Here is a 21958-nt window from a genome sequence, read left to right as displayed (position 1 = left end):
TTCCCTTCGGGTGAGGGAGTTGTCCACAACCGGCGACTTGTACACGGGGCTCAGCGGGATTCGGCGCGGACCCGCATCGTGAGAGCGGAAGGCAAGATCCGCAGCTCTCTCGACTCCGCAGGTGGTGGCCGCCGTGGCTCATGTTCCCTCAGACATCTCCTCCCCTTCTCCTCCCCCGCCGTGCCCCGTGCCGCACTTCTCCCCCGTACTGGTACGGGGCGGGCGGCACCGCCTGCGAAGGCTGCTGCGGCACAGACGGCGGGCCATGGCCGCGGGACTCGCGGTGACCGCGGCCGCGCTGGTGGCCGCCGGGCCGCGGGACGCAGAACGGGTGCGGCCGCAGGGGCATCCGGCGGCCACTGCCTCGCCCTCGCGGGAGTCTGAGCGGGAGCGTCGGGCCGCGGCACACGTGACGGCGCCGGTGCGGATCGCGGACGCGGAGACCGTGCGCCTGCTGCACCGGGGCGACCGGGTCGATGTGGTCGCCTCCGACGGCTCCGCGTCGCGGGTGGTGGCGGCCGGGGCCAGGGTGACCGAGGTGCCCGAGCCTCAGGAGGACGTGGCCGAAAGCGCCGCCGAGGTGGGCGCGTTGGTCGTGCTCTCCGTGCCGAGAGCGACGGCGGCGCGGCTCGCCGGAGCCGGTGCGGGCATGCGTCTGGCGGTGACGCTGTGCTGATTCACGATGTGTGCGACTGCACTGACTTCCTGTCAAGTCGCTCATTCGAGCTGCCCAATTGGACAGTCCTACCAGGCCCTGACGTAGTTTGCGAAGCTGTCTGTTTCACGAACTGCAGTTGCAACGAAAGGCCTCGTGGTGAGCGAGAAGAACGAACCGAGTCTCTGGGAGGGCTTCAAGGCCTTCCTGATGCGCGGCAATGTCGTCGACCTGGCGGTCGCGGTGGTCATCGGAGCCGCGTTCACGAACATCGTGAACTCGGTGGTGAAGGGTGTCATCAACCCGCTGGTCGGTGCCTTCGGTACGAAGGATCTCGATCACTACAGCTCGTGTCTGAAGGACCCGTGCAACATGAAGGCCGACGGCACCGTGGAGAGCGGCATCCCGATCATGTGGGGTTCCGTGCTCAGCGCGACCCTCAGCTTCGTGATCACCGCGGCCGTCGTCTACTTCCTGATGGTGCTGCCCATGGCGAAGTATCTGGCGAGGCAGGCCGCGCGGAGGGCCGAGAAGGAGGGCACGCAGGAGGTCATCGAGATCTCGGAGCTGGAGGTCCTCAAGGAGATCCGCGACGCCTTGGTGGCGCAGCGCGGCTCGGGGCACGACGAGCGGTAGAGGTCTGGGCACGACGAGCGGTAGAGCGGGCTCAGAAGTGGTGGGGCGGCTTCTCGTCGAGGAAGCGCGCCAGGTCGGCGGCGCTGTCGCCGCCGACCGGAGGCCGCTCACCCCACCCGCGGTCCGTGTCGTCCGAAGACTGCTGCGACAGGGGGTCGTCGAAAACCAGGGCGCTCTTCGGCTTCTTCGGTGCCTCGGAGCCCTTCGGGGTCTCCGATTCCTTCGGATCGCGCGGTTCGGGGGCGGGGGCGGTGCTCATATATCCAGGGTACGTCCGTGGGGCGCCGCTGCGTCAGTCAGACAGCCGTGAGCCCCTGGGCTGCGAAGATCTCCTTGGCGGCGGCCACCTGTCCGGGGATGGGCGAGGGGGTGTCGCGCAGGGTGAAGTCCTTGCCGATGGCGTCCCACTTCGCCTCGCCCAGCTTGTGGAAGGGCAGCACGTCGACGCGCGAGACGTTGCCGAGCGAGGCGGCGAAGCGGGCGACGCCCTCGATGTTCTCCAGGGCGTCGGTGAGGCCGGGGACGAGGACGAAGCGCACCCAGACGTCCTTGCCGAGGCCGGCGAGGCGGCGGGCGAAGTCGAGGGTGGGCCGCAGCGGGCGCCCGGTGACCTTCTTGTACGTCTCGCGGTCCCAGGACTTGATGTCGAGGAGCACGAGGTCGACGTCGCGGAGCAGGGCCTCGGTGGCGCGCACGCCGAGGAAGCCGGAGGTGTCGAGGGCGGTGTGCAGCCCCAGCTCGTGCTTCAGGCGGTGCAGCAGTTCGCCGGTGAAGACGGGCTGCAGGAGGGGTTCGCCGCCGCTGACGGTGGCTCCGCCGCCCGCCGCCGAGATGAACTTGGTGTACTTGGCGGCCTCCGCGATCACGTCGTCGGCGGTGGTCCGCTTGCCGTCCCGGATCCGCCAGGTGTCGGGGTTGTGGCAGTACAGACAGGTCAGCGGGCACCCCGAGAGGAACGTGACGAAGCGGGTGCCGGGGCCGTCGACGCCGGTGGACAGGTCCCAGGAGTGGAGGGATCCGGTGACGGGGCGCCGGGTGACCGCGGCCGCCGGGGTCGCCGTGTCGCGCGCGGTCACCGTTTCGAGCAGAGCAGTCATGGCAGTGCTCCAGGTGGCTCAGAGGGAGCCGTGGAAGGTGCGGTTGATGACGTCGAGCTGCTGGTCGCGGGTCAAGCGGATGAAGTTGACCGCGTAGCCGGAGACCCGGATGGTCAGCTGCGGGTAGTTCTCCGGGTGCTCCATGGCGTCCTCCAGGGTCGCCTTGTTCAGCACGTTGACGTTCATGTGGAAGCCGTCGCTGGCCATGAAGCCGTCGAGGACTCCGGAGAGGTTCTGGATCCGCTCACCGGGGGTGCGGCCCAGGGCGTCCGGCGTGATCGTGTTGGTGAGCGAGATGCCGTCCTCGGCGTCGTCGTAGTCGAGCTTGGCGACCGACAGCGCGGAGGCGATGTAGCCGTGCTCGTCACGGCCGTTCATCGGGTTGGCGCCGGGGGCGAACGGCTCGCCCGCGCGGCGGCCGTCGGGGGTGTTGCCGGTCTTCTTGCCGTAGACGACGTTCGAGGTGATCGTCAGGACGGACTGGGTGTGCACCGCGTTCCGGTAGGTCGGGTGCTGCCGGATCTTGCCCATGAAGTCCGAGACGATGCGCTGGGCGATGTGGTCGGCACGGTCGTCGTTGTTGCCGTAGGCGGGGTAGTCGCCCTCGATCTCGTAGTCGACGGCGAGGCCCGTCTCGTCGCGGATGACCTTGACCTTGGCGTGCTTGATGGCGGAGAGCGAGTCGGCGGCCACGGACAGGCCCGCGATGCCGCACGCCATCGTGCGCAGGATCTCCTGGTCGTGCAGCGCCATCTCGAGGCGCTCGTAGGCGTACTTGTCGTGCATGTAGTGGATGACGTTCAGCGCGTGGACGTACGTCTTGCCGAGCCAGCCGAGCATCGCGTCGTAGCGCTCGACGACGGTGTCGTAGTCCAGGTAGTCGCCCTCGATGGGCTCGAAGCCCTCGACGACGCGCTTTCCGGTCTTCTCGTCGCGGCCGCCGTTGATCGCGTAGAGCAGGGCCTTGGCGACGTTGACGCGGGCTCCGAAGAACTGCATCTGCTTGCCGACGGCCATCGCCGACACGCAGCAGGCGATCGCGGTGTCGTCGCCGTACTTGGGGCGCATCAGGTCGTCGGACTCGAACTGGATGGCCGAGGTGTCGATGGCGACCTTGGCGGCGAAGTCCTTGAAGCCCTTGGGCAGTTCGCGGGCCCAGAAGACCGTGAGGTTCGGCTCGGGGGCGGGGCCCAGGTTGTAGAGGGTCTGCAGGGCACGGAACGTGGTGCGGGAGACCAGCGGGCGGCCGTCATCGCCGATGCCGGCCATCGACCAGGTGACCCAGGTCGGGTCGCCGGAGAAGCCTTCGTTGTACTCGGGGGTGCGCAGGAAGCGGACGATGCGGAGCTTGATGACGAAGTCGTCGATGAACTCCTGGGCCTCGGCCTCGGTGATGCGGCCGGACTCGATGTCGCGCTGGAGGTAGATGTCGAGGAAGTTGTCGATGCGGCCGATCGACATGGCCGCGCCGTTCTGCTCCTTCACGGCGGCCAGGTAGGCGAAGTACAGCCACTGGACGGCCTCGCGGCCGGTGGTGGCGGGTCCCGAGATGTCGTAGCCGTACGACATCGCCATGGCCTTCAGCTCGCCCAGGGCCTTGATCTGCTCGGAGGTCTCCTCGCGGGCCCGGATGACGTCCTCGGTGGCCCACTCCTCGCCCAGCTGGGCCTTGTCGGCCTCCTTCGCGGCGATGAGGCGGTCGACTCCGTAGAGCGCGACGCGGCGGTAGTCGCCGATGATGCGGCCTCGGCCGTAGGCGTCGGGCAGGCCGGTGATGATGCCGGAGGAGCGGCAGGCGCGGATCTCGGGCGTGTAGGCGTCGAAGACACCTTCGTTGTGGGTCTTGCGGAGGTGTGTGTAGACCTCCTTGACCTCGGGGTCGGCCTCGTAGCCGTAGGCGTTGAGTGCGCTCTCGACCATCCGCCAGCCGCCGTTGGGCATGATGGCGCGCTTGAGCGGGGCGTCTGTCTGGAGGCCGACGATCAGGTCGGCGTGGTCGGCGGCGGTTCCGTCGACGTAGCCGGGCCTGAAGGCGTCGATGCGGGACGGGGTCTTCACGTCGACGTCGTGGATGCCGCGTTCGTTCTCCGCGGGGAACATCGACAGGAGCTTCTGCCAGGCCTGGGTGGTGCGTTCGGTCGGCCCTGCCAGGAAGGAGTCGTCACCCTCGTACGGGGTGTAGTTCTGCTGGACGAAGTCGCGGACGTCGATGGCGTCCCGCCACAGGCCGCCCTTGAAGCCGTCCCATGCCTCGCCGTGCACTGTCGTTTCCGCGGGAGTGGCAGTCATCGCCGGCACCTTCCGAATCGCCTTTTCGCTATGCCTCCATTGCACTGCGGTCCGATCGATCAGGGACTCCGCAATGGTCCCCACTTCGGGGCCGGAGGTCCTCTCTCTCCGCTCACCAGACCGGATGCACCCACCCTGACCTGGTACTTCTCGCGGGACTTTGGACCTAAGTTCGCTTGTGAACGCATTCACAAGTATCTGCGGACATGCCAGTGGGCCGGGTGCTCCCACACCCGGCCCACCGTGCCGACGCCGCGAGAGGCGTCAGCTGGGGGATTCCGCGCCCTTGCGGGCGTAGAACCACCAGCAGACCGCGATACAGCTGGCGTAGAAGGCCACGAAGCCCCACATCGCGCTGGTGACCGCGAAGTTGGCGAACATCGCCGGGATGAAGAAGAAGCCGTAGGCCGCGATGGCGGAGGTGAAGCCGGTGACGGCGCCCGCTTCCATCTCGGACTGCTTCAGCGCCTTCGTGTAGGCGGGGGTGCCCTCCGTCAGGCCCTTCAGGTGCTGGGCGCGGAAGATCACCGGGATCTGGCGGAACGTCGAGCCGTTGCCGATGCCCGAGAAGAAGAACGCGCACAGGAAGCAGATGAAGAAGCCCCAGAAGTTGCCGTTGTCGCCGCCGGAGGGGAGGAAGTTGATGACGCCGATGATCGAGAGCGCCATGCCGACGAACGAGATGATGGTGACCCTGGCGCCGCCGATCTTGTCGGCGATCCAGCCGCCGGCCCAGCGGGCGAGCGCGCCCACGGCCGGGCCCATCCAGGCGTACGTGGCCGCGGAGTAGGCCGCGTCGATCGGCGTGAACGTGGTCTTGATGAGCATCGGCAGAGCTGCCGCGAAGCCGATGAAGGAACCGAACGTGCCGACGTAGAGCCAGGTCATCAGCCAGTTGTGCTTGCGCTTGAAGATGATCTTCTGCTGGCTGAAGGGGGTCGACGCGACCTTCAGGTCGTTCTGGCCGAACCACGCGACGACGGCCAGGATCACGAGGACGGGCACCCACAGGAACGCGGCGTTCTGCAGCCACACGGGCGTGCCGTCCGCCTTGTGCTGGGCCGAGCCGACCGCGAGGACCGAGCTGGTGATGACGATCGGGGTGACCAGCTGGACGACGGAGACACCGAGGTTGCCGAGGCCGCCGTTGATGCCGGTGGCGTTGCCCTTGTCGCGCTTGGGGAAGAAGAAGCCGATGTTGGCCAGGGACGAGGCGAAGTTCGCGCCGCCGACACCGCAGAGGGCCGCGATGGCGATCATCACGCCGTACGAGGTGTTCGGGTCCTGCACCGCGACGCCGAGCCAGATCAGCGGGATGACCAGGACGACCGTGGAGAGCGCGGTGAAGCGGCGCTGGCCGATCATCGGGCCGAGGAAGGTGTAGAAGACGCGCGCCGTGCCGCCCGTGATGCCGGGGACGGCCGTCAGCCAGAACAGCTGCGAGGTGGAGAAGCCGAAGCCGACGTCCTTGAGGTTGGTCGCCGTGACCGACCACACCTGCCAGACGACGAACGCGACCAGGAGCGCCGGGACGGCGATCCACAGGTTGCGGGCGGCGACCTTCTTGCCGATGGACTTCCAGAAGAGCTCGTTCTCCGGCTCCCAGTCGGTGATGGTCCTGCCGGGACGGTACTGAGCGGGGTCGTACGTCGTGCCCGCGGGGGCGGTCTGCGCTTCTCGGGGGCTCTCTCGGTTCTCTTGGGTGGCAGGCGTTCTCATGTTGGTTCCCAGTTCGCTACGGGTCCCGACCTTGCTCCGGGGCCTGACGTTTCCACGGTCCCGTGCGCGGCTCCTCGCGAGCAGAGTCGTAGGGCATCAGCCGTCCAGCCCAAAGACACGAAGGTCAGGGGGCCTTCGGGCCCGTTCGGCGGAAGCCTTCTGTTGTGCTGGCCGCATGACGTCCACACCGGCCCCCGGGCCGACACCAGCACCGCCTCCCCCGTCCGCCACGGTGCGGCCCCTTCGCGCACGCGGGCGGGAGGAAGCTCATCGGGCCGCGACTCCGCTGGAGCTCTTCTTCGACCTCTGTTTCGTCGTGGCGGTCGCGCAGGCCGGGGTGGAGCTCGTGCACGCCGTGGCCGAGGCGCACCCGGGCGAGGGCGTGCTCAACTACGCGATGGTGTTCTTCGCGCTGTTCTGGGCGTGGGTCAACTTCTCGTGGTTCGCGTCGGCGTACGACAACGACGACGTGCTCTACCGCGTCGTCACGCTCGTACAGATCGCCGGTGTGCTCGTGTTCGCCGCCGGGGTCTCCAAGGGGTTCCAGGAGCACGACTTCCTGCTGATCTGGCTCGGGTACCTGATCATGCGGGTCGCGCTCACCACTCAGTGGTTGCGTGTCGCCAAGTCGGCCACGGGCGCCGAGCGCACTACCGCGCTGCGGTACGCGGGTGGGGTGCTGCTCTGTCAGATCGGCTGGTCGGGGCTGCTGTTCCTGCCGGAGGACGCACGCCCCTGGCTGTTCCTCGTGATGGCGGTCGCGGAGATGTGCGTGCCGGTGTTCGCGGAGCGCGTCTACACCACGGCCTGGCATCCGCACCACATCTCGGAGCGGTACGGCCTGTTCACGATCATCGTGCTCGGCGAGACGATCGCGGCGGCGACCATCGCCGTGAAGTCCGGCATCGAGGAGAACGACGCGCTCGGCGAACTTCTGCCCATCGCGGCGGGCGGCCTCCTGATGGTCTTCGCCGCGTGGTGGATCTACTTCGTCGTGCCCATCCACGGCCGCCTGAGCAGCAACCGGCAGGCGTTCCTGTGGGGATACGGGCACTACGTCATCCTCGGCGCGGCGGCCGCGATCGGTGCCGGGCTCGAGGTCGCCGTCGAGGAGGCCGTCGGCAAGGCGCACATCTCGACGCTCGCCGCGTCCACGGCAGTGACCGTGCCGATGGCGTTGTATCTCCTCACCGTCTGGCTGCTGCACTCCCGTTACTACAAGGTGGGCATCGCCCAGCAACTCGTGCTGCCCGCCAGTGCGTTGGCGACCCTGGCGAGTACGTTCGCCGGGCGCTGGGCCGTCCTGGTCGCGGGGCTCGTGGCGACGGCCACCGTCGCGACCGGCGTGACGCTCACCAGCCGGATGAGGCGGATCCCGGCGGGCAACTCCCCCTCGTGATACGCAAGTCGGCATGGCTTCCTCCGACTCCCCCAACTCTCCCGACTCCCTCAGCTCCCCCAGCTCCCCCAGCTCCCCCAGCTCCCTCACCGACGTACCCGGCCTCCGCGTAGGTCACGCGACTCTCACCCACGAAGGCCACCTCACCGGCACCACCGTCGTGCTCGCCCCGGTGGGCGGGGCCGTCGCGGCCGTGGATGTGCGCGGCGGCGGTCCCGGCACCCGTGAGACCGACGCCCTCGACCCCCGCAATCTGGTGCAGCGTGTCGAGGCCGTCGTGCTGACCGGCGGCAGCGCGTACGGCCTGGACTCCGCGACCGGCGTGATGGCGTGGCTGGAGGAGCAGGGCCGCGGCGTGCGGGTCGGCCCCGATCCCTCCCACGTCGTCCCCGTGGTCCCGGCAGCCTGCGTCTTCGACCTGGGCCGCGGCGGCGACTTCACGGCACGCCCCGACGCCTCGACGGGCCGTGCCGCGGTGGAGGCCGCCGCGGGCAGCGAGCCGTTCACCCCCGTCGAGGAGGGGAACGTGGGCGCGGGCACCGGAGCCGTGGTCGGCAAGGTCAAGGGCGGTATCGGCAGCGCGAGCGTCAGGCTGGAGTCGGGTGTCACGGTCGCCGCCCTGGTCGTGGCGAACGCGGCGGGTTCCGGGGTCGACGCGGAGACGGGCGCCCTGTACGGGCGGTACTTCGAGGGGCGGCGGGTGGACTACCCCGACCCCGGGGTGCACGAGGAGGCCACGCGCCGCCTCGCCGAAGCCGCCGCCGGGAACGGGCCTCCCCCGCTGAACACCACCCTGGCCGTGGTCGCCACGGACGCCGAACTCACCAAGGCCCAGGCGCAGAAGCTCGCCGGCACGTCGCACGACGGCATGGCACGCGCGGTGCGCCCCGTCCATCTCCTCAACGACGGGGACACCGTCTTCGCCCTCGCGACCGGTGAGCGCCCGCTGCCGGGAGCCGGGCAGAATCCTCTCGGCCTGAACGAGATCCTCGCGGCGGGCGCGGACATGGTGACCGCGGCGATCGTCCGGGCGCTCCTGGCCGCGGAGTCCGTCCAGACGCCGGGCGGCAACTTCCCCTCGTACCGCGATCTCTACAACAAATAACCCCCAACAACGAATAGCCCCTAAAGGATCCCCTAAGGGAATTCCCAGAAAGAACGGCTACAAATAGCCCCAGTTCACAGCCCGTTGGGCCGCCGACGGGCCATGTCCATGTGCCCGCCCTCACATCAAGCGGACGGAACCTTTCCGCCTGCGGGCCGCTCTTAACCCTTACTGGACCAGAACGCGCACTTCGCACAAAAACACAACGATGGAGCAGCCCGTGACAACGTCGCACATAGCCAAGCCCCGGCGGCGCACCCTCCTGGCGGCCACCGCGCTCGCCGCCGTGGGTGCGCTCTCCCTCACGGCCTGCGGCGGCGACGGGAATGGCGACAGCGACGGCAAGGACGGCAAGACCAAGCCCCAGGGCGCCGACATCACCATCTCGGCGAAGGACGGCTCCACCGGCGCCTCCATCAACGCCACCGGCGTCAAGGTCGAGGGCGGCAAGCTGACCGAGGTGAAGATGACCCTGGTCTCCACCGGGGCGGCGGTCGACGGCACGCTCTCCGCCGGCGGCACCAGCTGGAAGCCCAAGGCCCAGCTGGAGCGTGGCATGAAGTACAAGATCGAGGCCAACGCCAAGGACGGCAAGGGCAAGGAAGCCACCGAGAACTCGATCTTCACCACCGTCTCGAAGGCCAACAGCTTCATCGGCAGTTACACCCCCGACGGCGGCACGAAGGTCGGCGTCGGCATGCCGGTCTCCTTCAACTTCGACAAGGCGATCACCGAGAAGCAGTCCGTCCAGTCGCACATCAAGGTCACCTCCGACAGCGGCCAGAAGGTCGTGGGCCACTGGTTCGGCAACCAGCGCCTCGACTTCAGGCCCGAGGAGTACTGGAAGGCCGGCTCCAAGGTCACGATGAAGATCGACCTGGAGGGCGTGAAGGGCGCGGACGGCGCCACCGGCGTACAGAACAAGACGGTCACCTTCACCGTCGGCCGCGCACAGGTTTCCACGGTCGACGTGAACGCCAAGAAGATGACGGTCGAGCGCGACGGCAAGGTCATCAAGACCATCCCGATCTCCGCGGGCAGCCCGGCGAACCCCACGTACAACGGGAAAATGGTGATCTCCGAGAAGTTCACCCAGACCCGTATGAACGGCGACACGGTCGGCTTCGGCGGTGAGTACGACATCAAGGACGTCCCGCACGCGATGCGCCTGTCGTCCTCCGGCACCTTCATCCACGGCAACTACTGGGGCTCGCCCTCGATCTTCGGTAGCGCCAACACCAGCCACGGCTGCGTGGGCCTCCAGGACGCGCAGGGCGCGGGCGACTCCAGCACGCCGGGCGCGTGGTTCTACGACAACTCCCTCATCGGGGACATCGTGACGGTCAAGGGCTCCCCGGACGAGACCATCGCCCCGGACAACGGCCTCAACGGATGGAACATGTCCTGGAGCGAGTGGACGGCGGGCAGCGCGGGCTGATCAGCGGGCAGCGCCAGCTGATCCGCGGGTTGATTCCGGCCGCCCATCCCGTCCCTCCTGACCCTCTCACCAGGCCACTCACCAGGCCCAACACCGCGAGCCGCACGGGAACTTGCCGTGCGGCTCGTACGTTTTCCGGTTCCCGGGCATGATGTCCGACCCAGGGGCTACGGTATGCACTCACAAGGTGACATGCAGCAACGCCGGGAGAGACCTTGAGCGTTCCGTACGAGTACGAGACGGCGTGCGAGCCACAGTCCGACGAGCAGAAGTCTTCGCACTCTCCGCAGGAGCATCTCGAGCGGCTTCTTCGCCGCGCCATGAACTCCTTCGACCTGCCGGACGAGACGATAGGGCGTCTGGAATCGGCTCTGGCGTACGACAGTTCGCTGCACTCCGCGCACCACAGCGCGGGCCTGCACCGCGAGACCTACCGGCACACGTGGCTGCTCGCCGACGCCGGTGCGCTCACCCTCTGGGAGCTCGTGCACAACACCGGCCCCGGCAGCCACCCCCAGTACGAGCTGTACGCGGACGAGGAAGAGGCCGGCGTCGCCACCTCGCGCCTGCCGCTCCCGCCCGACACCCCTGCCGGCGCCTGCGAGCAGCCCGTCGTGCTCCAGCTCCCGGTCACCCACGAGCCCCGCCATACGTACGTCCCGGACGACTCCGCGGATCACGGCCGCCGGCTGCTGCGCCGCGCCGAGAACTCGGTGAGCGAGGGCCGTCCCGGCGAGGACCTGGAGCGGTTACTGCGCTCGGCGTTCGCGCACCAGATCACCCAGGCCTTCGGCCGCCCCTGCCTGCCGGGCGAGGCGCGCCTCTGCTTCTCGCTCTACGAGCACGCGTTCCTGCTCTTCGACGGCAGTGAGCTCAGCCTCTGGGAGGTCGAGCACACAGTCACCCCCGACAAGCGGCACCGCTGCGAGGTGTACGTCACCGAGGAAGCGGCCCGCGCGGCGATGGAGCAGCGCGCGAGGAGCATTCCGCAGCAGCGTACGAAGTAGGCACCAAGTAGGTACGAAGTAGGACAGAGCGGGCTATGGCCGCGCCGCCTCAGCTGCGGCCGTCGCCGAACTGTCGCACGAGGCCCGCGAAGGCGGCCCGCTCGTCCGCCGTCAGCTCGACCGTCTCCGTGCGCGGCGGGCCCGCCTGCGCGGGCAGCGCGCGCAGCGCCTGGGACCGGCGCCAGACGTCCACGTCGACCTGGTCGCGCCGCATCACCCGCACCAGGCCCACGGCCCAGGCGACGGTCGCCGCGGCCAGGACGGCCACGCCTGCCTGCTGGAGGATCGAGACATTCTGGAACATGCCGCACAGTAGACAACACGACCCAGGCCTTACGACAGGGGGGTTGTGGGACTTACGTCCTGAAGTGACGCATGTCGCACAACCCCCCTCATAGGGGCCGAACCCTCTGCGGCTCGGCCGACCGGGCTCAGCCGACCGGCCTCAGACGGCCGCCGGCACCCGCTCGTCCGTCACGGCTTGCTCGTCCGTGGCGCCGCGCTCCGAAGGGGCCGTCTTCCGGGCGCCCTTGAGCAGGATGACCGCCAGGGTGGACACACCGACGCCGGCGACGATCGCGACCAGGTAGAGCAGCGGCTGCCCGATGAGCGGCACCACGAAGATGCCGCCGTGCGGGGCCCGCAGCGTGCAGCCGAAGGCCATCGACAGGGCGCCGGTGACCGCGCCGCCCGCCATCGACGCGGGAATCACCCGCAGCGGGTCGGCCGCGGCGAACGGGATCGCGCCCTCCGTGATGAAGGAGGCGCCCAGGAACCAGGCCGCCTTGCCGTTCTCCCGCTCCGTCTTGGTGAAGAGGCGGCCGCGGACCGTGGTGGCGAGGGCCATGGCGAGCGGCGGGACCATGCCGGCCGCCATCACCGCGGCCATGACCTTGAGGCTGCCCTCGGTCGGGTTGGCGAGGCCGCCGACGGCGAAGGCGTACGCGACCTTGTTCAGCGGGCCGCCGAGGTCGAAGCACATCATCAGGCCGAGAATGACGCCGAGGATGATGGCGTTGGCGCCGGACAGGCCCTCGAGCCAGTCGGTGAGCGCGCTCTGCAGCTCCGCGATGGGCTTTCCGATGACGAGGAACATCAGGAAGCCGACGATCGCGGACGAGATCAGCGGGATCACGACCACCGGCATGATGCCGCGCAGCACAGCCGGGATCTTCACGCGCTGGATGCCCATGACGACCGCACCCGCGATCAGACCCGCCGCGAGGCCGCCCAGGAAGCCCGCGTTGATCGTGACGGCGACGGAGCCGCCGACGAATCCGGGGACGAGTCCTGGCCGGTCGGCCATTCCGTACGCGATGTAGCCCGCGAGGACCGGCACCAGGAAGGCGAAGGCGAGCCCGCCGATCTGGAAGAGGAGCGCGGCCCAGCTCGTGGTGTCCGTCCACACGAAGTGCTCGGCGACGGACGGGGCCTTGTCGATCTTCCAGCCGCCGATGGCGAAGCCGAGTGCGATGAGGAGGCCGCCCGCGGCGACGAAGGGGACCATGTAACTGACGCCGGACATCAGCCACTTGCGCAGCTTGGTGCCGTAGCCGTCGCCGCTCTCGCCCGCGTCGTCCACCGGGCTCGCCTTGGCCCCCGAGGTGATCTCACCGCGGGCCGCCTTCGCCCGGACCTCCGCGATGAGTTCCGCGGGGCGGTTGATTCCCGCCTTGACGCCCACGTCGACCGTGGGCTTCCCGGCGAAGCGGTCCTTGTCCCGTACGGGGACGTCGTGGGCGAAGATGACCGCGTCCGCGGAGGCTATGACCGCCGGGTCGAGGCGGGTGAAGCCGGCGGAGCCTTGCGTCTCCACCGCCAGTTCCACGCCTGCCTCGCGGGCCGCGTTCTCCAGGGATTCCGCTGCCATGTACGTGTGCGCGATGCCCGTGGGGCAGGACGTTACGGCGACTATGCGGAACGGCTCCGCCGGGGTGGGGTCGTTTTCCGGCTGCTGGTCGGTGGGGGTTTCTGACTTCTCCCCGCCCGCCCGTCCGTTACCCCGGATCAAGTCCGCTGCCGTTTCCGCGTCCGTGGCACCCCGCAGCGCGCTCGTGAACTCCTCGTCCATCAACTGCCGTGCCAGCGAGGACAGGATCGTCAGGTGGGCGTCATCCGCACCGGCCGGAGCGGCGATCAGGAAGATCAGGTCGGCGGGCCCGTCCGGCGCCCCGAAGTCGATGCCGTCGGCCGAGCGGCCGAAGGCCAGGGTCGGCTCGGTGACGTGGGCGCTGCGGCAGTGCGGGATCCCGATGCCGCCGTCGAGGCCGGTCGGCATCTGCGCCTCGCGGGCCGCCACGTCGGCGAGGAACCCGTCCAGATCGGTCACCCGGCCCAGGGCCACCATGCGCTCGGCGAGGGCTCGGGCCGCCGCTTCCTTGGTTCCGGCGGACCGGTCGATTTCGAGGTCGACCAGTTCCGCGGTGATCATCTCGCTCATCGCGGGCTCCTTCGCACGCGTATCGCCCGGAGGGCGGGGGTGGGGACGGGGGCGTGGGGATGTGGGTGGGTGTGGATGTGGATGTGGATGTGGGTGTGGGGGCTCATGGGGCGGGCTCCGTCAGTACGCGGTCCAGGGGGACCTCCGACGTGACGGTGACCGCGTCGGGCGCGAGGTCCGAGGGGGTCGGCATCGCGCTGCCGGGGAGCTGGACCGCTGCCGCGCCGTGCGCCACGGCCGAGGCGAGGGCGGTGGCGCCGGTGCCGCCCGCGATGAGGAAACCGGCCAGGGATGAGTCACCGGCGCCGACGTTGCTGCGTACGGCGTCGACCGGTGCGCTGGCGAAGTACGTGCCCGAGTCGTCCACCAGGAGCTGGCCGTCCGCGCCGAGGCTGGCGAGCACGGCCCGCGCGCCCAACTGCCGCAGTTCTTCGGCCGCCTTGACCGCGTCGCCGACCGTCGCCAGGGGGCGGCCCACCGCTTCGGCGAGCTCCTCGGCGTTCGGCTTGACGACGTCGGGGCGTTCGGCGAGGGCGGCGAGCAGGGCCGGGCCCGAGGTGTCGAGGGCGATGCGGGCGCCGGCGGCGTGCGCGCGGGCCACCAGGTCGGCGTACCAGGAAGGGGCGAGCCCGCGGGGCAGGCTGCCGCAGCAGGCGATCCAGTCGGCGCCGGTGGAACGCTCGCGCACGGCGGAGAGCAGCAACTCGGCCTCCGCCTGCGTCAGTTCGGGCCCGGTCGCGTTGATTTTGGTGAGGGTGCCGTCCGGTTCGGCCACCGCGATGTTGGAGCGGGTCTGGCCCGCGACCCACACCGGGGCGACCTTGATGCCCTGCTCGTCGAGGAGCTCGGCGACGAGCGCGCCGGGTGCGCCGCCGAGCGGCAGGACGGCGAGCGTCGCCGCGCCCGCCGCCGCGACCGCCCTCGATACGTTGACGCCCTTGCCGCCCGGGTCCATCCGGTCACCGGTGGCCCGGATGACCTCGCCGCGGTCCAGCGAGGGGACCTCGTAGGTGCGGTCGAGGGAGGGGTTGGGGGTGACGGTGAGGATCATGCGCGTACGTACCGTTTCGTTGCCGAGCTGTGTGTTGCCGAGCTGTGTGTTGCCGAGTTGTGTGTTGCCGCTGTCCGCGTGCGGGTCCGTGCCGGTCTCGCTCATGCCCGGATCACTTCCGTGCCGCCGCTCTCGATCGCCGCGGCGTCCTCGGGGCTGAGTCCGGTGTCGGTGATCAGCAGGTCCACGTCGTCGAGGCCGCCGAAGCGGGCGAAGTGCTCCTGGCCGTGCTTGGTGGAGTCGGCGAGGAGCACGACGCGGCGGGCCGCGCCGATGGCCGCGCGCTTGACGGCGGCTTCGGCGAGGTCGGGGGTGGTGAGCCCGGCCTGCGCGGAGAAGCCGTTCGCCGCGACGAAGAGGACGTCGGCGCGGATCTCTCCGTACGCCCGCAGCGCCCACGCGTCGACTGCGGCGCGCGTACGGCTGCGGACGCGGCCCCCGATGAGGTGGAGCTGGATGCCGGGGTGGTCGGCGAGGCGGGCGGCGGTGGGGAGGCTGTGGGTGACGACGGTGAAGGTCGCTTCCAGCGGGAGGGAGGCGGCGAGGCGGGCCACGGTCGACCCGGCGTCGAGGATGACGCTTCCTTCCGCCGGGAGTTCGGCGAGGGCGGCGCGTGCGATGCGGTCCTTCTCGTCGGCGGACGTGCCTTCCCGCTCCGCGAGGTCGGGCTCGAAGTCGAGGCGTCCGGCCGGTATGGCACCGCCGTGCACGCGGCGTACGAGGCCTGCGCGGTCGAGGGCCTTCAGGTCGCGCCGGATGGTCTCGGCGGTGACCTTGAACTCCTCGGCCAGCGACAGGACGTCGACTCGGCCGCCGTCGCGTGCGAGTCGCAGGATCTCCTGCTGCCGCTCCGGTGCGTACATGTCCGTTAGCCTCCGAGTAATGCCCGAACCTGTTGCTTCCCTCGCAGAGTACGGTTGCGTCGCCCCAAAGTAAACATGCTCGGGCCCACCACAGACATAAACGGACTTCCGCCTCTGCCTTGCCGGGCCCAAGGACCTCCCACTCCCCCGGCATCCCCCCTGCCGGAACAGACCTCCCCACCCACCCGCCCGATTGCCCCGCAGCCTCACCTGGACGAACAAGCCTTTCCCGCCCGCCCACCCGATTGCCCCGAGGCGCCAGGGGGTCGACAGGCGGGGGTGGGTGGGGGACGCGTACAGCAGCAGGGTGAGCGCGCCGTACTCGTATCCCTGGACACGACAGCGGCCCAGGCGGAGCTCTAGGCTCCGCCCGGGCCGCGACCCGCCCCGCAGGCACCCGCTCAGGACGTCAACGCGGGCTCCCGCTCGGGCAGTTCGTCACCATCGGCCTCGACGACCGCGTCCTCGCCGCCACCCTCGACGTGCTGGCGCGGCTTGCTCGGCAGGGCGAACATCAGCAGGAAGATGACGACGAGCACGCCGACGACCCACCACAGCGAGTTCTGGAACGCGCCCACGATCTCCATGGGCACCTCGCTCCGCGCCGCCTTCTCGTCGATCACGCCGAAGAACACCACGGAGACCAGGCCGAGTCCGAGCGCCGTACCCATCTGCTGCACGGTGTTGAGCAGCCCGGACGCGGACCCGGAGTGCTCACGCGGCACGTCGGACAGGATGGCGTCCGTGAGGGGCGCGACGATGAACCCCATCCCCGCACCCATCACCGCCAGGGGCAGCGCCATCTGCCAGGACGCGATGTCAGCGCCGTACCGGTCCGCCTCCCAGATGTAGAGCAGCACCCCGGCGGCCATGACGAGCGCGCCGCCCTGAAGGACCTTGCGTCCGAACCGCGGCACGAGCTTCTGCACGGACATGCCCGCCGCCACCGAGACGGCGATCGAGAACGGAATGCCGGTCGTGCCGGCCCGCAGCGCGGTCCAGCCGAGGCCCGTCTGCATGTAGATCGTCCAGACCAGGAAGAAGATGCCCATCGAGACACCGAACACGGTCTGCACCGCGATGCCCGCGGCGAAACTCTTCACCTTGAACAGGGACAGTTCCACGAGCGGCGAACCGTCCTTGGCCGCCTTCGCCTTCTCGTACGCGATGAGCGCGCCGAAGACGACGAGCCCGCCCGCCATCATGGCGTAACCCCACAGCGGCCAGTCCAGCTCCCGCCCACGGGTGAGCGGGTAGAGGACCATCAGCAGGCCGAGCGTGACGAGGACGACGCCGACGAGGTCGAGCTTGAGTGCCTTCGGCGCCTTGGACTCGGTGATGAACTTGCTGCCCAGGATCAGACCCGCGATCCCGACGGGCAGATTGATGAGGAAGATCGGGCGCCATTCGAGCCCGAACAGGTTCCACTGGGTCAGCAGCGCGCCGAGCAGCGGCCCCGACACGGCGCCGAGCCCCACGATCATCCCGAAGAGCCCGAAGACCTTGCCGCGCTCGTGCGCGGGGAAGGTGGCGTGCACGATCGAAAGGACCTGCGGCACCATCATCGCGGCCATGCCGCCTTGCAGGATCCGCGATGCGACCAGCATCTCCGGGTTGGCGGCGAAGCCGCAGAGCGCGGAGGCGAGCGTGAAGCCGCCGATGCCTATGAGGAACATCCGCTTGCGCCCGTGGATGTCACCGAGCCGCCCTCCGGTGATGAGCCCGGCCGCGAACGCGAGCGCGTAGCCCGCGGTGATCCACTGGATCTGGCTGTACGAGGCGCCTGCGTCCTCCTGGATGGACGGGATCGCGATGTTCACGATGGTGACGTCGACGAGGTCCATGAAGGCCGCGGTCATCACGATGGCGAGGGCGAACCAGCGGCGCCGGTCGGCGGCGGGGTCCGTTCCGGTCGGTGCTGGGGCGGGGTTGCTGAAAGTCATGAGAGGAGACTAGAAGCCATATAGGCCAGTACGTGTCCTAGATGCGCGGCATCCTTGAATACATGACATCGACTTCTGGTACGGCTTCGGAAAGAAGCGGCGGCTCTGACCGCTCCGGCGGCTCCGGTGGCTCCGGCGGTACGGACACTCCGGCTCGGCTGCTGCAACTCCTCTCCCTCCTCCAGACCCCGCGCGAGTGGCCCGGCGGGGAGCTTTCGGAGCGGCTCGGCGTCAGCCGCCGGACGGTGCGGCGCGACATCGACCGACTGCGGGATCTCGGCTATCCGGTGCAGGCGAGCCAGGGCGCGACCGGTGGCTACCGCCTGGTCGCGGGCAAGGCGATGCCGCCGCTCGTTCTTGACGACGAGGAGGCGGTGGCGATCGCGGTGGGGCTGCGGGCCGGGGCGGGCCACGCGGTGGAGGGCGTGGAGGAGGCGTCGGTCCGAGCCCTGGCGAAGCTCGAACAGGTCCTCCCCTCGCGCCTGCGGCACCGTGTCCAGACCCTCCAGATCGCCACGACTCCCCTGACCAGCGGGGACGGGGCGAGCATCGCGCCCGAGACGCTTACGGTGATGGCGTCCGCGGCGGCGGGCCAGGAACGCCTCCGCTTCGCGTACCGCTCCGGCGACGGCACGGAGTCCCGCCGCCTGACGGAGCCGCACCGTCTCGTGTCGACGGGGCGGCGCTGGTATCTCGTCGCGTACGACATCGACCGCGACGACTGGCGCACGTTCCGGGTGGACCGGGTGTCGTCCCCCTTCGCGACCGGCGCCCGCTTCGTTCCGCGGGAGCTGCCGACGGGGGACGCGGCGGAGTACATCCGCCGGTCGATGTGGCGGGCCCAGCCTTCGTACGAGATCGACGTGACGTTCGAGGCGTCCGCGGAGTCCGTCGCGGCGGGGTTCCCGGCGGCTCTGGGCACGCCGGAGCCCTTGACGGCGACGAGGTGCCGCCTCCGCTCGGAGGTGACGGACTCCATTGACTGGCTGGCGGTACGGCTCTCCTTGGTAGGCCACGATTTCGTGGCCCACGGCCCTCCGGAACTGATCGCTTCCCTACGAACCCTGGGCTCCCGCTTGACACGAGCGTCGTCCACCGACTGACGGTCCACCGCCTGCCGGCGGGGGGCGCCCCTTCACCGCGCTCCGCGCGGTTTTTTCCCACCCACCCGCCCGATTACCCCGGAGCAACGGGTGGGCGGGCGAGAGACATCCGCGCGAAGCGCGGGAGGGGGGCGAAGAGACCCCGGAGCAACGGGTGGGCGGGTGGGAAAGATCCGCGCGGAGCGCGGGACAAGGCTCACTGCCCCGCGGAGGGACACGGCGAGCTGCCAGGAGACAGAGATGAGCCCCGGCGCCGGGGGGGATGGCGCCGGGGCTCAGTCAGTGGGCCCCCTCGGCCAGAGGAAGACCGCCAAAGGCCGGCCGCCTAGGCCGCCGCGTCGAAGCCCGTATCCCGAGCCAACTTCTTCAGCTCAAGAAGCGCATGCTTCTCGATCTGGCGGATCCGCTCCCGCGTAAGACCATGCTGCTTGCCGACCTCCGTCAGCGTCCGCTCCCGGCCGTCCTCGATGCCGTACCGCATCTTGATGATGGAGGCCGTGCGCTGGTCGAGGCGGCCGATCAGGTCGTCGAGCTCCTCGCTGCGCAGCAGGGTCAGGACGGACTGCTCGGGCGAGACCGCCGAGGTGTCCTCGAGGAGGTCACCGAACTGCGTGTCGCCGTTGTCATCCACGCCCATGTTGAGCGAGACCGGGTCACGCGCCCAGTCCAGGACGTCCGTCACACGCGCCGGCGTGGTGTCGAGCTCCGCGGCGACCTCTTGCGGCTCGGGATCGCGCCCGTGCTTGCGGTTGAACTCGCGCATGACACGGCGGATCCGGCCAAGCTCCTCCACCAGGTGGACGGGGAGGCGGATGGTGCGGGACTGGTCGGCTATGGAGCGCGTGATGGCCTGACGGATCCACCACGTGGCGTACGTGGAGAACTTGAAGCCCTTGGCGTAGTCGAACTTCTCGACCGCGCGGACCAGGCCCGCGTTGCCCTCCTGGATCAGGTCCAGGAGCGGCAGACCACTGCGGGGATAGCGGCGCGCGACCGCGACGACCAGACGCAGGTTCGACCGGATGAAGACGTCCTTGGCCCGCTCGCCGTCGGCGACGAGCGTCTCGAGCTCCTCGCGGGAGGCGGAAGCGCCGGGGACGGAGTCGTCGACGTCGCCGTCGAGTATCTTCCGGGCGTACACACCGGCCTCGATGATCTGGGACAGCTCGACTTCCTTGGCGGCGTCGAGCAGCGGCGTACGCGCGATCTCGTCGAGGTACATGCCGACCAGGTCGCGGTCGGCGATCTCCCCGCCTACGGCGCGAACACTGCGTGCCGCGTCGGTCTCGCCGGTGGAGGCGGACTTACGACGGGCGACGGCACGGGTTGCCATGCGTGCTCCCTTGCGTGTGGAGGTCCTGGTCGGCCCTTTTCACGGGCCTCTGTGGTGGAAACCACACCCTTGCGGGTGCCCTGCTTCCGATGGAAACAACGACTGGAATCCGGACAGAATTCCCAAGCCGCGCATCTATTTTCGTGACGTTGCAGTACCCTGTGCCGCCACAAAGGGAGGCCGGATGCCGTCGGAACGTACAGAGGTGCAGGTCAGGCCGGGCACGGAGGCCGATCTGGAGGCCCTGACCGATATCTACAACCACTATGTACGTGAGACGGCGATCACATTCGACACGGCCGTCTTCCTGCCGGAAGAGCGCCGCCCTTGGCTGCTCTCCCACCCTGAAGACGGCCCCCACCGCCTCTTGGTTGCCCAGGAGCGGGATTCCGGCCTGATCCTCGGATACGTCACGAGTTCTCCTTTCCGGGCCAAGCCCGCGTACGCCACCTCGGTGGAAGTCAGCGTCTACTGCGCGCCGGACGCCGCGGGCCGCGGCATCGGCACCCTGCTCTACAAGGCGCTCTTCGAAGCCCTCGAAGGCGAGGACCTGCACCGCGCCTACGCCGGGATCGCCCAGCCGAACGACGCTTCCGGCCGCCTCCACGAGCGTTTCGGCTTCCGGCACGTCGGCACGTACCGGGAGGTGGGCCGCAAGTTCGGCCGCTACTGGGACGTCGCCTGGTACGAGCGTCCCCTCGGCCCCCGGCCCTGACCCGGGGCTTAGGTCCTGACCAGGCGCGCCCTAAGCCCTGACCTAGGCCGCAAGGCCGTTACGCCCCGCGCGCAGCCGCCCTAGCGTGCCCGCATGGACGCCAAAGCCGACACCGCAGCCGACACCGGAGCCGACACCACCGGCACCCTCGACGAAGCCCTGCAGCGCCTGCACGCCTCGGGCCCCGAGCGGCTCGGGCGGCTCACCAACCACGCGCCGATGGCCGTCGAGGCGCTCGCCGCGCACGGCCACTCCGGTGCGGTCCACCGCTGGCTCGAGCTGTACGCGCCGAAGTTGGAGGAGTACCCGAGCGCGGTCGAGCCAATCACCGGCGACGACTGGCGCGAGGCCCTCGGCGATCCGCGCCGGGCGGCGGACTGGATCGCGTACTTCGGCAGGGAGCTCGGCGAACGCCCGTGGCGCGACGTCCTCGCCACGTGGTGGCCGCGCCTGCTGCCGGGCATGTACGGCGGCTCCACGCACCCCGTGATCCGGGTGGGCCACGCGGTCCGCACGCTGCTCGCGGGAGAGGCGACCGAACCGCGCATCACCGAACTCGCCCACGGCCTCGGCTACTGGGCCGCCCGCCACCACCCCGTCACCGGAGTCGAGCTGCTGCCTGCGGGCGCGGGCACCGCGGCCGCGGCCCTGGACGCCGTCGAGCCGATCCCGGACAGGGAGAGCGGCGGCTTCCCCGCCAGGCTCGGCCGGGTCACGGGCCTGCCCGCGTGGGCGGCGGGCGTGAGCGACCCCGACGAGGCGCACCGCAGGCTCACCGAGCTGGTGCGCGCGGCGACCCACCGGTACGCCACGCACGGCCATGGCGAGGAGACGATGCTGGTGCACGCGGCGACCGCGCCCAACGCCGTGCTGCGCGCCCTGCCCGCGCTGCCCCGCACCCTGTGGGCGCCGAGCCTGCACGCGGCCTGGACGGCATCGGCCGCCGTGACCGCGATGTACGCCCCGGACGCCCCGGTCACGTACACCGCACCCGGCACCTTCACCCCGGAGGAGGTCTTCGAGCGGGCCCTGGCACACGGCGACGAACACGTCATCAAGTTCACCGACACGGCACTGGACGTGGGCGACGAGCGGGCCCTGACGGCGGCCCTGCGCGCGATCGAGATCAGCGAACCGCTCACGTAGGGCCGAACGAGACCTCAGC

General features: G+C 69.8%; 19 protein-coding genes. 9 read left to right on the top strand and 10 right to left on the bottom strand.

Annotated elements, in window-relative coordinates; translation table 11 throughout:
* Window positions 1-121: 121 nt before the first annotated feature.
* Window positions 122-676 (top strand): hypothetical protein, encoded by a 555-nt coding sequence (locus ACWGI2_RS29890; protein ID WP_453698682.1) that lies wholly within the window; start codon window positions 122-124, stop codon window positions 674-676.
* A 138-nt stretch (window positions 677-814) separates the two neighbouring features.
* Window positions 815-1291 carry a large conductance mechanosensitive channel protein MscL gene (mscL, locus tag ACWGI2_RS29885; RefSeq protein ID WP_453400119.1) on the top strand — a complete coding sequence of 159 codons (477 nt, stop codon included), beginning with the start codon at window positions 815-817 and terminating at the stop codon, window positions 1289-1291.
* A 31-nt stretch (window positions 1292-1322) separates the two neighbouring features.
* Here mscL and ACWGI2_RS29880 read toward each other — a convergent pair whose 3' ends face one another.
* The 4 genes from ACWGI2_RS29880 to ACWGI2_RS29865 all read right to left on the bottom strand — a co-directional run bounded on the left by ACWGI2_RS29880 (window position 1323) and on the right by ACWGI2_RS29865 (window position 6396).
* Window positions 1323-1550 (bottom strand): hypothetical protein, encoded by a 228-nt coding sequence (locus ACWGI2_RS29880; protein WP_160505567.1) that lies wholly within the window; start codon window positions 1548-1550, stop codon window positions 1323-1325.
* 37 nt (window positions 1551-1587) lie between these two features.
* Window positions 1588-2388, bottom strand: a complete 801-nt coding sequence (gene pflA / locus ACWGI2_RS29875) for a pyruvate formate-lyase-activating protein (RefSeq protein ID WP_453698680.1) — start codon at window positions 2386-2388, stop codon at window positions 1588-1590.
* Window positions 2389-2406: 18 nt separating this feature from the next.
* A complete protein-coding gene (gene pflB / locus ACWGI2_RS29870; RefSeq protein WP_453698679.1) occupies window positions 2407-4677 on the bottom strand; it encodes a formate C-acetyltransferase in 2271 nt (756 codons plus the stop codon).
* Between the two features lie 264 nt (window positions 4678-4941).
* Window positions 4942-6396, bottom strand: a complete 1455-nt coding sequence (locus ACWGI2_RS29865) for a NarK family nitrate/nitrite MFS transporter (RefSeq protein WP_453698677.1) — start codon at window positions 6394-6396, stop codon at window positions 4942-4944.
* Window positions 6397-6571: 175 nt separating this feature from the next.
* On the opposite strand from ACWGI2_RS29865, the gene ACWGI2_RS29860 reads away from it, so the two are divergent.
* The 4 genes from ACWGI2_RS29860 to ACWGI2_RS29845 all read left to right on the top strand — a co-directional run bounded on the left by ACWGI2_RS29860 (window position 6572) and on the right by ACWGI2_RS29845 (window position 11345).
* Window positions 6572-7795 carry a low temperature requirement protein A gene (locus ACWGI2_RS29860; RefSeq protein ID WP_453698675.1) on the top strand — a complete coding sequence of 408 codons (1224 nt, stop codon included), beginning with the start codon at window positions 6572-6574 and terminating at the stop codon, window positions 7793-7795.
* A 13-nt stretch (window positions 7796-7808) separates the two neighbouring features.
* A complete protein-coding gene (locus ACWGI2_RS29855) occupies window positions 7809-8900 on the top strand; it encodes a P1 family peptidase (protein WP_453698673.1) in 1092 nt (363 codons plus the stop codon).
* Window positions 8901-9108: 208 nt separating this feature from the next.
* A complete protein-coding gene (locus tag ACWGI2_RS29850; RefSeq protein ID WP_453698671.1) occupies window positions 9109-10338 on the top strand; it encodes a L,D-transpeptidase in 1230 nt (409 codons plus the stop codon).
* 215 nt (window positions 10339-10553) lie between these two features.
* Window positions 10554-11345 carry a DUF6227 family protein gene (locus tag ACWGI2_RS29845; protein ID WP_453400112.1) on the top strand — a complete coding sequence of 264 codons (792 nt, stop codon included), beginning with the start codon at window positions 10554-10556 and terminating at the stop codon, window positions 11343-11345.
* A 49-nt stretch (window positions 11346-11394) separates the two neighbouring features.
* On the opposite strand, the gene ACWGI2_RS29840 is transcribed toward ACWGI2_RS29845, so the two are convergent.
* The 5 genes from ACWGI2_RS29840 to ACWGI2_RS29820 all read right to left on the bottom strand — a co-directional run bounded on the left by ACWGI2_RS29840 (window position 11395) and on the right by ACWGI2_RS29820 (window position 17642).
* Window positions 11395-11649, bottom strand: coding sequence for a hypothetical protein (locus tag ACWGI2_RS29840; protein ID WP_453400111.1), 255 nt, complete (start codon window positions 11647-11649; stop codon window positions 11395-11397).
* A gap of 141 nt (window positions 11650-11790) precedes the next feature.
* A complete protein-coding gene (locus tag ACWGI2_RS29835; protein ID WP_453698670.1) occupies window positions 11791-13785 on the bottom strand; it encodes a PTS fructose transporter subunit IIABC in 1995 nt (664 codons plus the stop codon).
* Window positions 13786-13888: 103 nt separating this feature from the next.
* On the bottom strand, window positions 13889-14836 hold the full coding sequence (gene pfkB / locus ACWGI2_RS29830) for a 1-phosphofructokinase (protein WP_453400304.1): 948 nt from the start codon (window positions 14834-14836) through the stop codon (window positions 13889-13891).
* Window positions 14837-14937: 101 nt separating this feature from the next.
* Window positions 14938-15699, bottom strand: coding sequence for a DeoR/GlpR family DNA-binding transcription regulator (locus ACWGI2_RS29825; protein ID WP_453698669.1), 762 nt, complete (start codon window positions 15697-15699; stop codon window positions 14938-14940).
* A gap of 401 nt (window positions 15700-16100) precedes the next feature.
* Window positions 16101-17642 (bottom strand): MFS transporter, encoded by a 1542-nt coding sequence (locus ACWGI2_RS29820; RefSeq protein ID WP_453698667.1) that lies wholly within the window; start codon window positions 17640-17642, stop codon window positions 16101-16103.
* 62 nt (window positions 17643-17704) lie between these two features.
* Between ACWGI2_RS29820 and ACWGI2_RS29815 the strand changes: the two genes are divergently transcribed.
* Window positions 17705-18745, top strand: coding sequence for a helix-turn-helix transcriptional regulator (locus ACWGI2_RS29815; RefSeq protein WP_453698665.1), 1041 nt, complete (start codon window positions 17705-17707; stop codon window positions 18743-18745).
* A 325-nt stretch (window positions 18746-19070) separates the two neighbouring features.
* Here the strand turns inward: ACWGI2_RS29815 and ACWGI2_RS29810 are convergent, their stop codons facing one another.
* Window positions 19071-20078, bottom strand: a complete 1008-nt coding sequence (locus ACWGI2_RS29810) for a sigma-70 family RNA polymerase sigma factor (RefSeq protein ID WP_453400106.1) — start codon at window positions 20076-20078, stop codon at window positions 19071-19073.
* A gap of 184 nt (window positions 20079-20262) precedes the next feature.
* Here ACWGI2_RS29810 and ACWGI2_RS29805 point away from each other — a divergent pair, with 184 nt between their 5' ends.
* Window positions 20263-20793, top strand: a complete 531-nt coding sequence (locus tag ACWGI2_RS29805) for an N-acetyltransferase family protein (RefSeq protein ID WP_453400105.1) — start codon at window positions 20263-20265, stop codon at window positions 20791-20793.
* 93 nt (window positions 20794-20886) lie between these two features.
* On the top strand, window positions 20887-21939 hold the full coding sequence (locus ACWGI2_RS29800; RefSeq protein WP_453698664.1) for a questin oxidase family protein: 1053 nt from the start codon (window positions 20887-20889) through the stop codon (window positions 21937-21939).
* The last annotated feature ends 19 nt before the right edge of the window (window positions 21940-21958 follow it).

The sequence above is a fragment of the Streptomyces sp. NPDC054866 genome (assembly GCF_053610745.1).
This window is presented reverse-complemented; position numbering and strand designations above follow the sequence as displayed.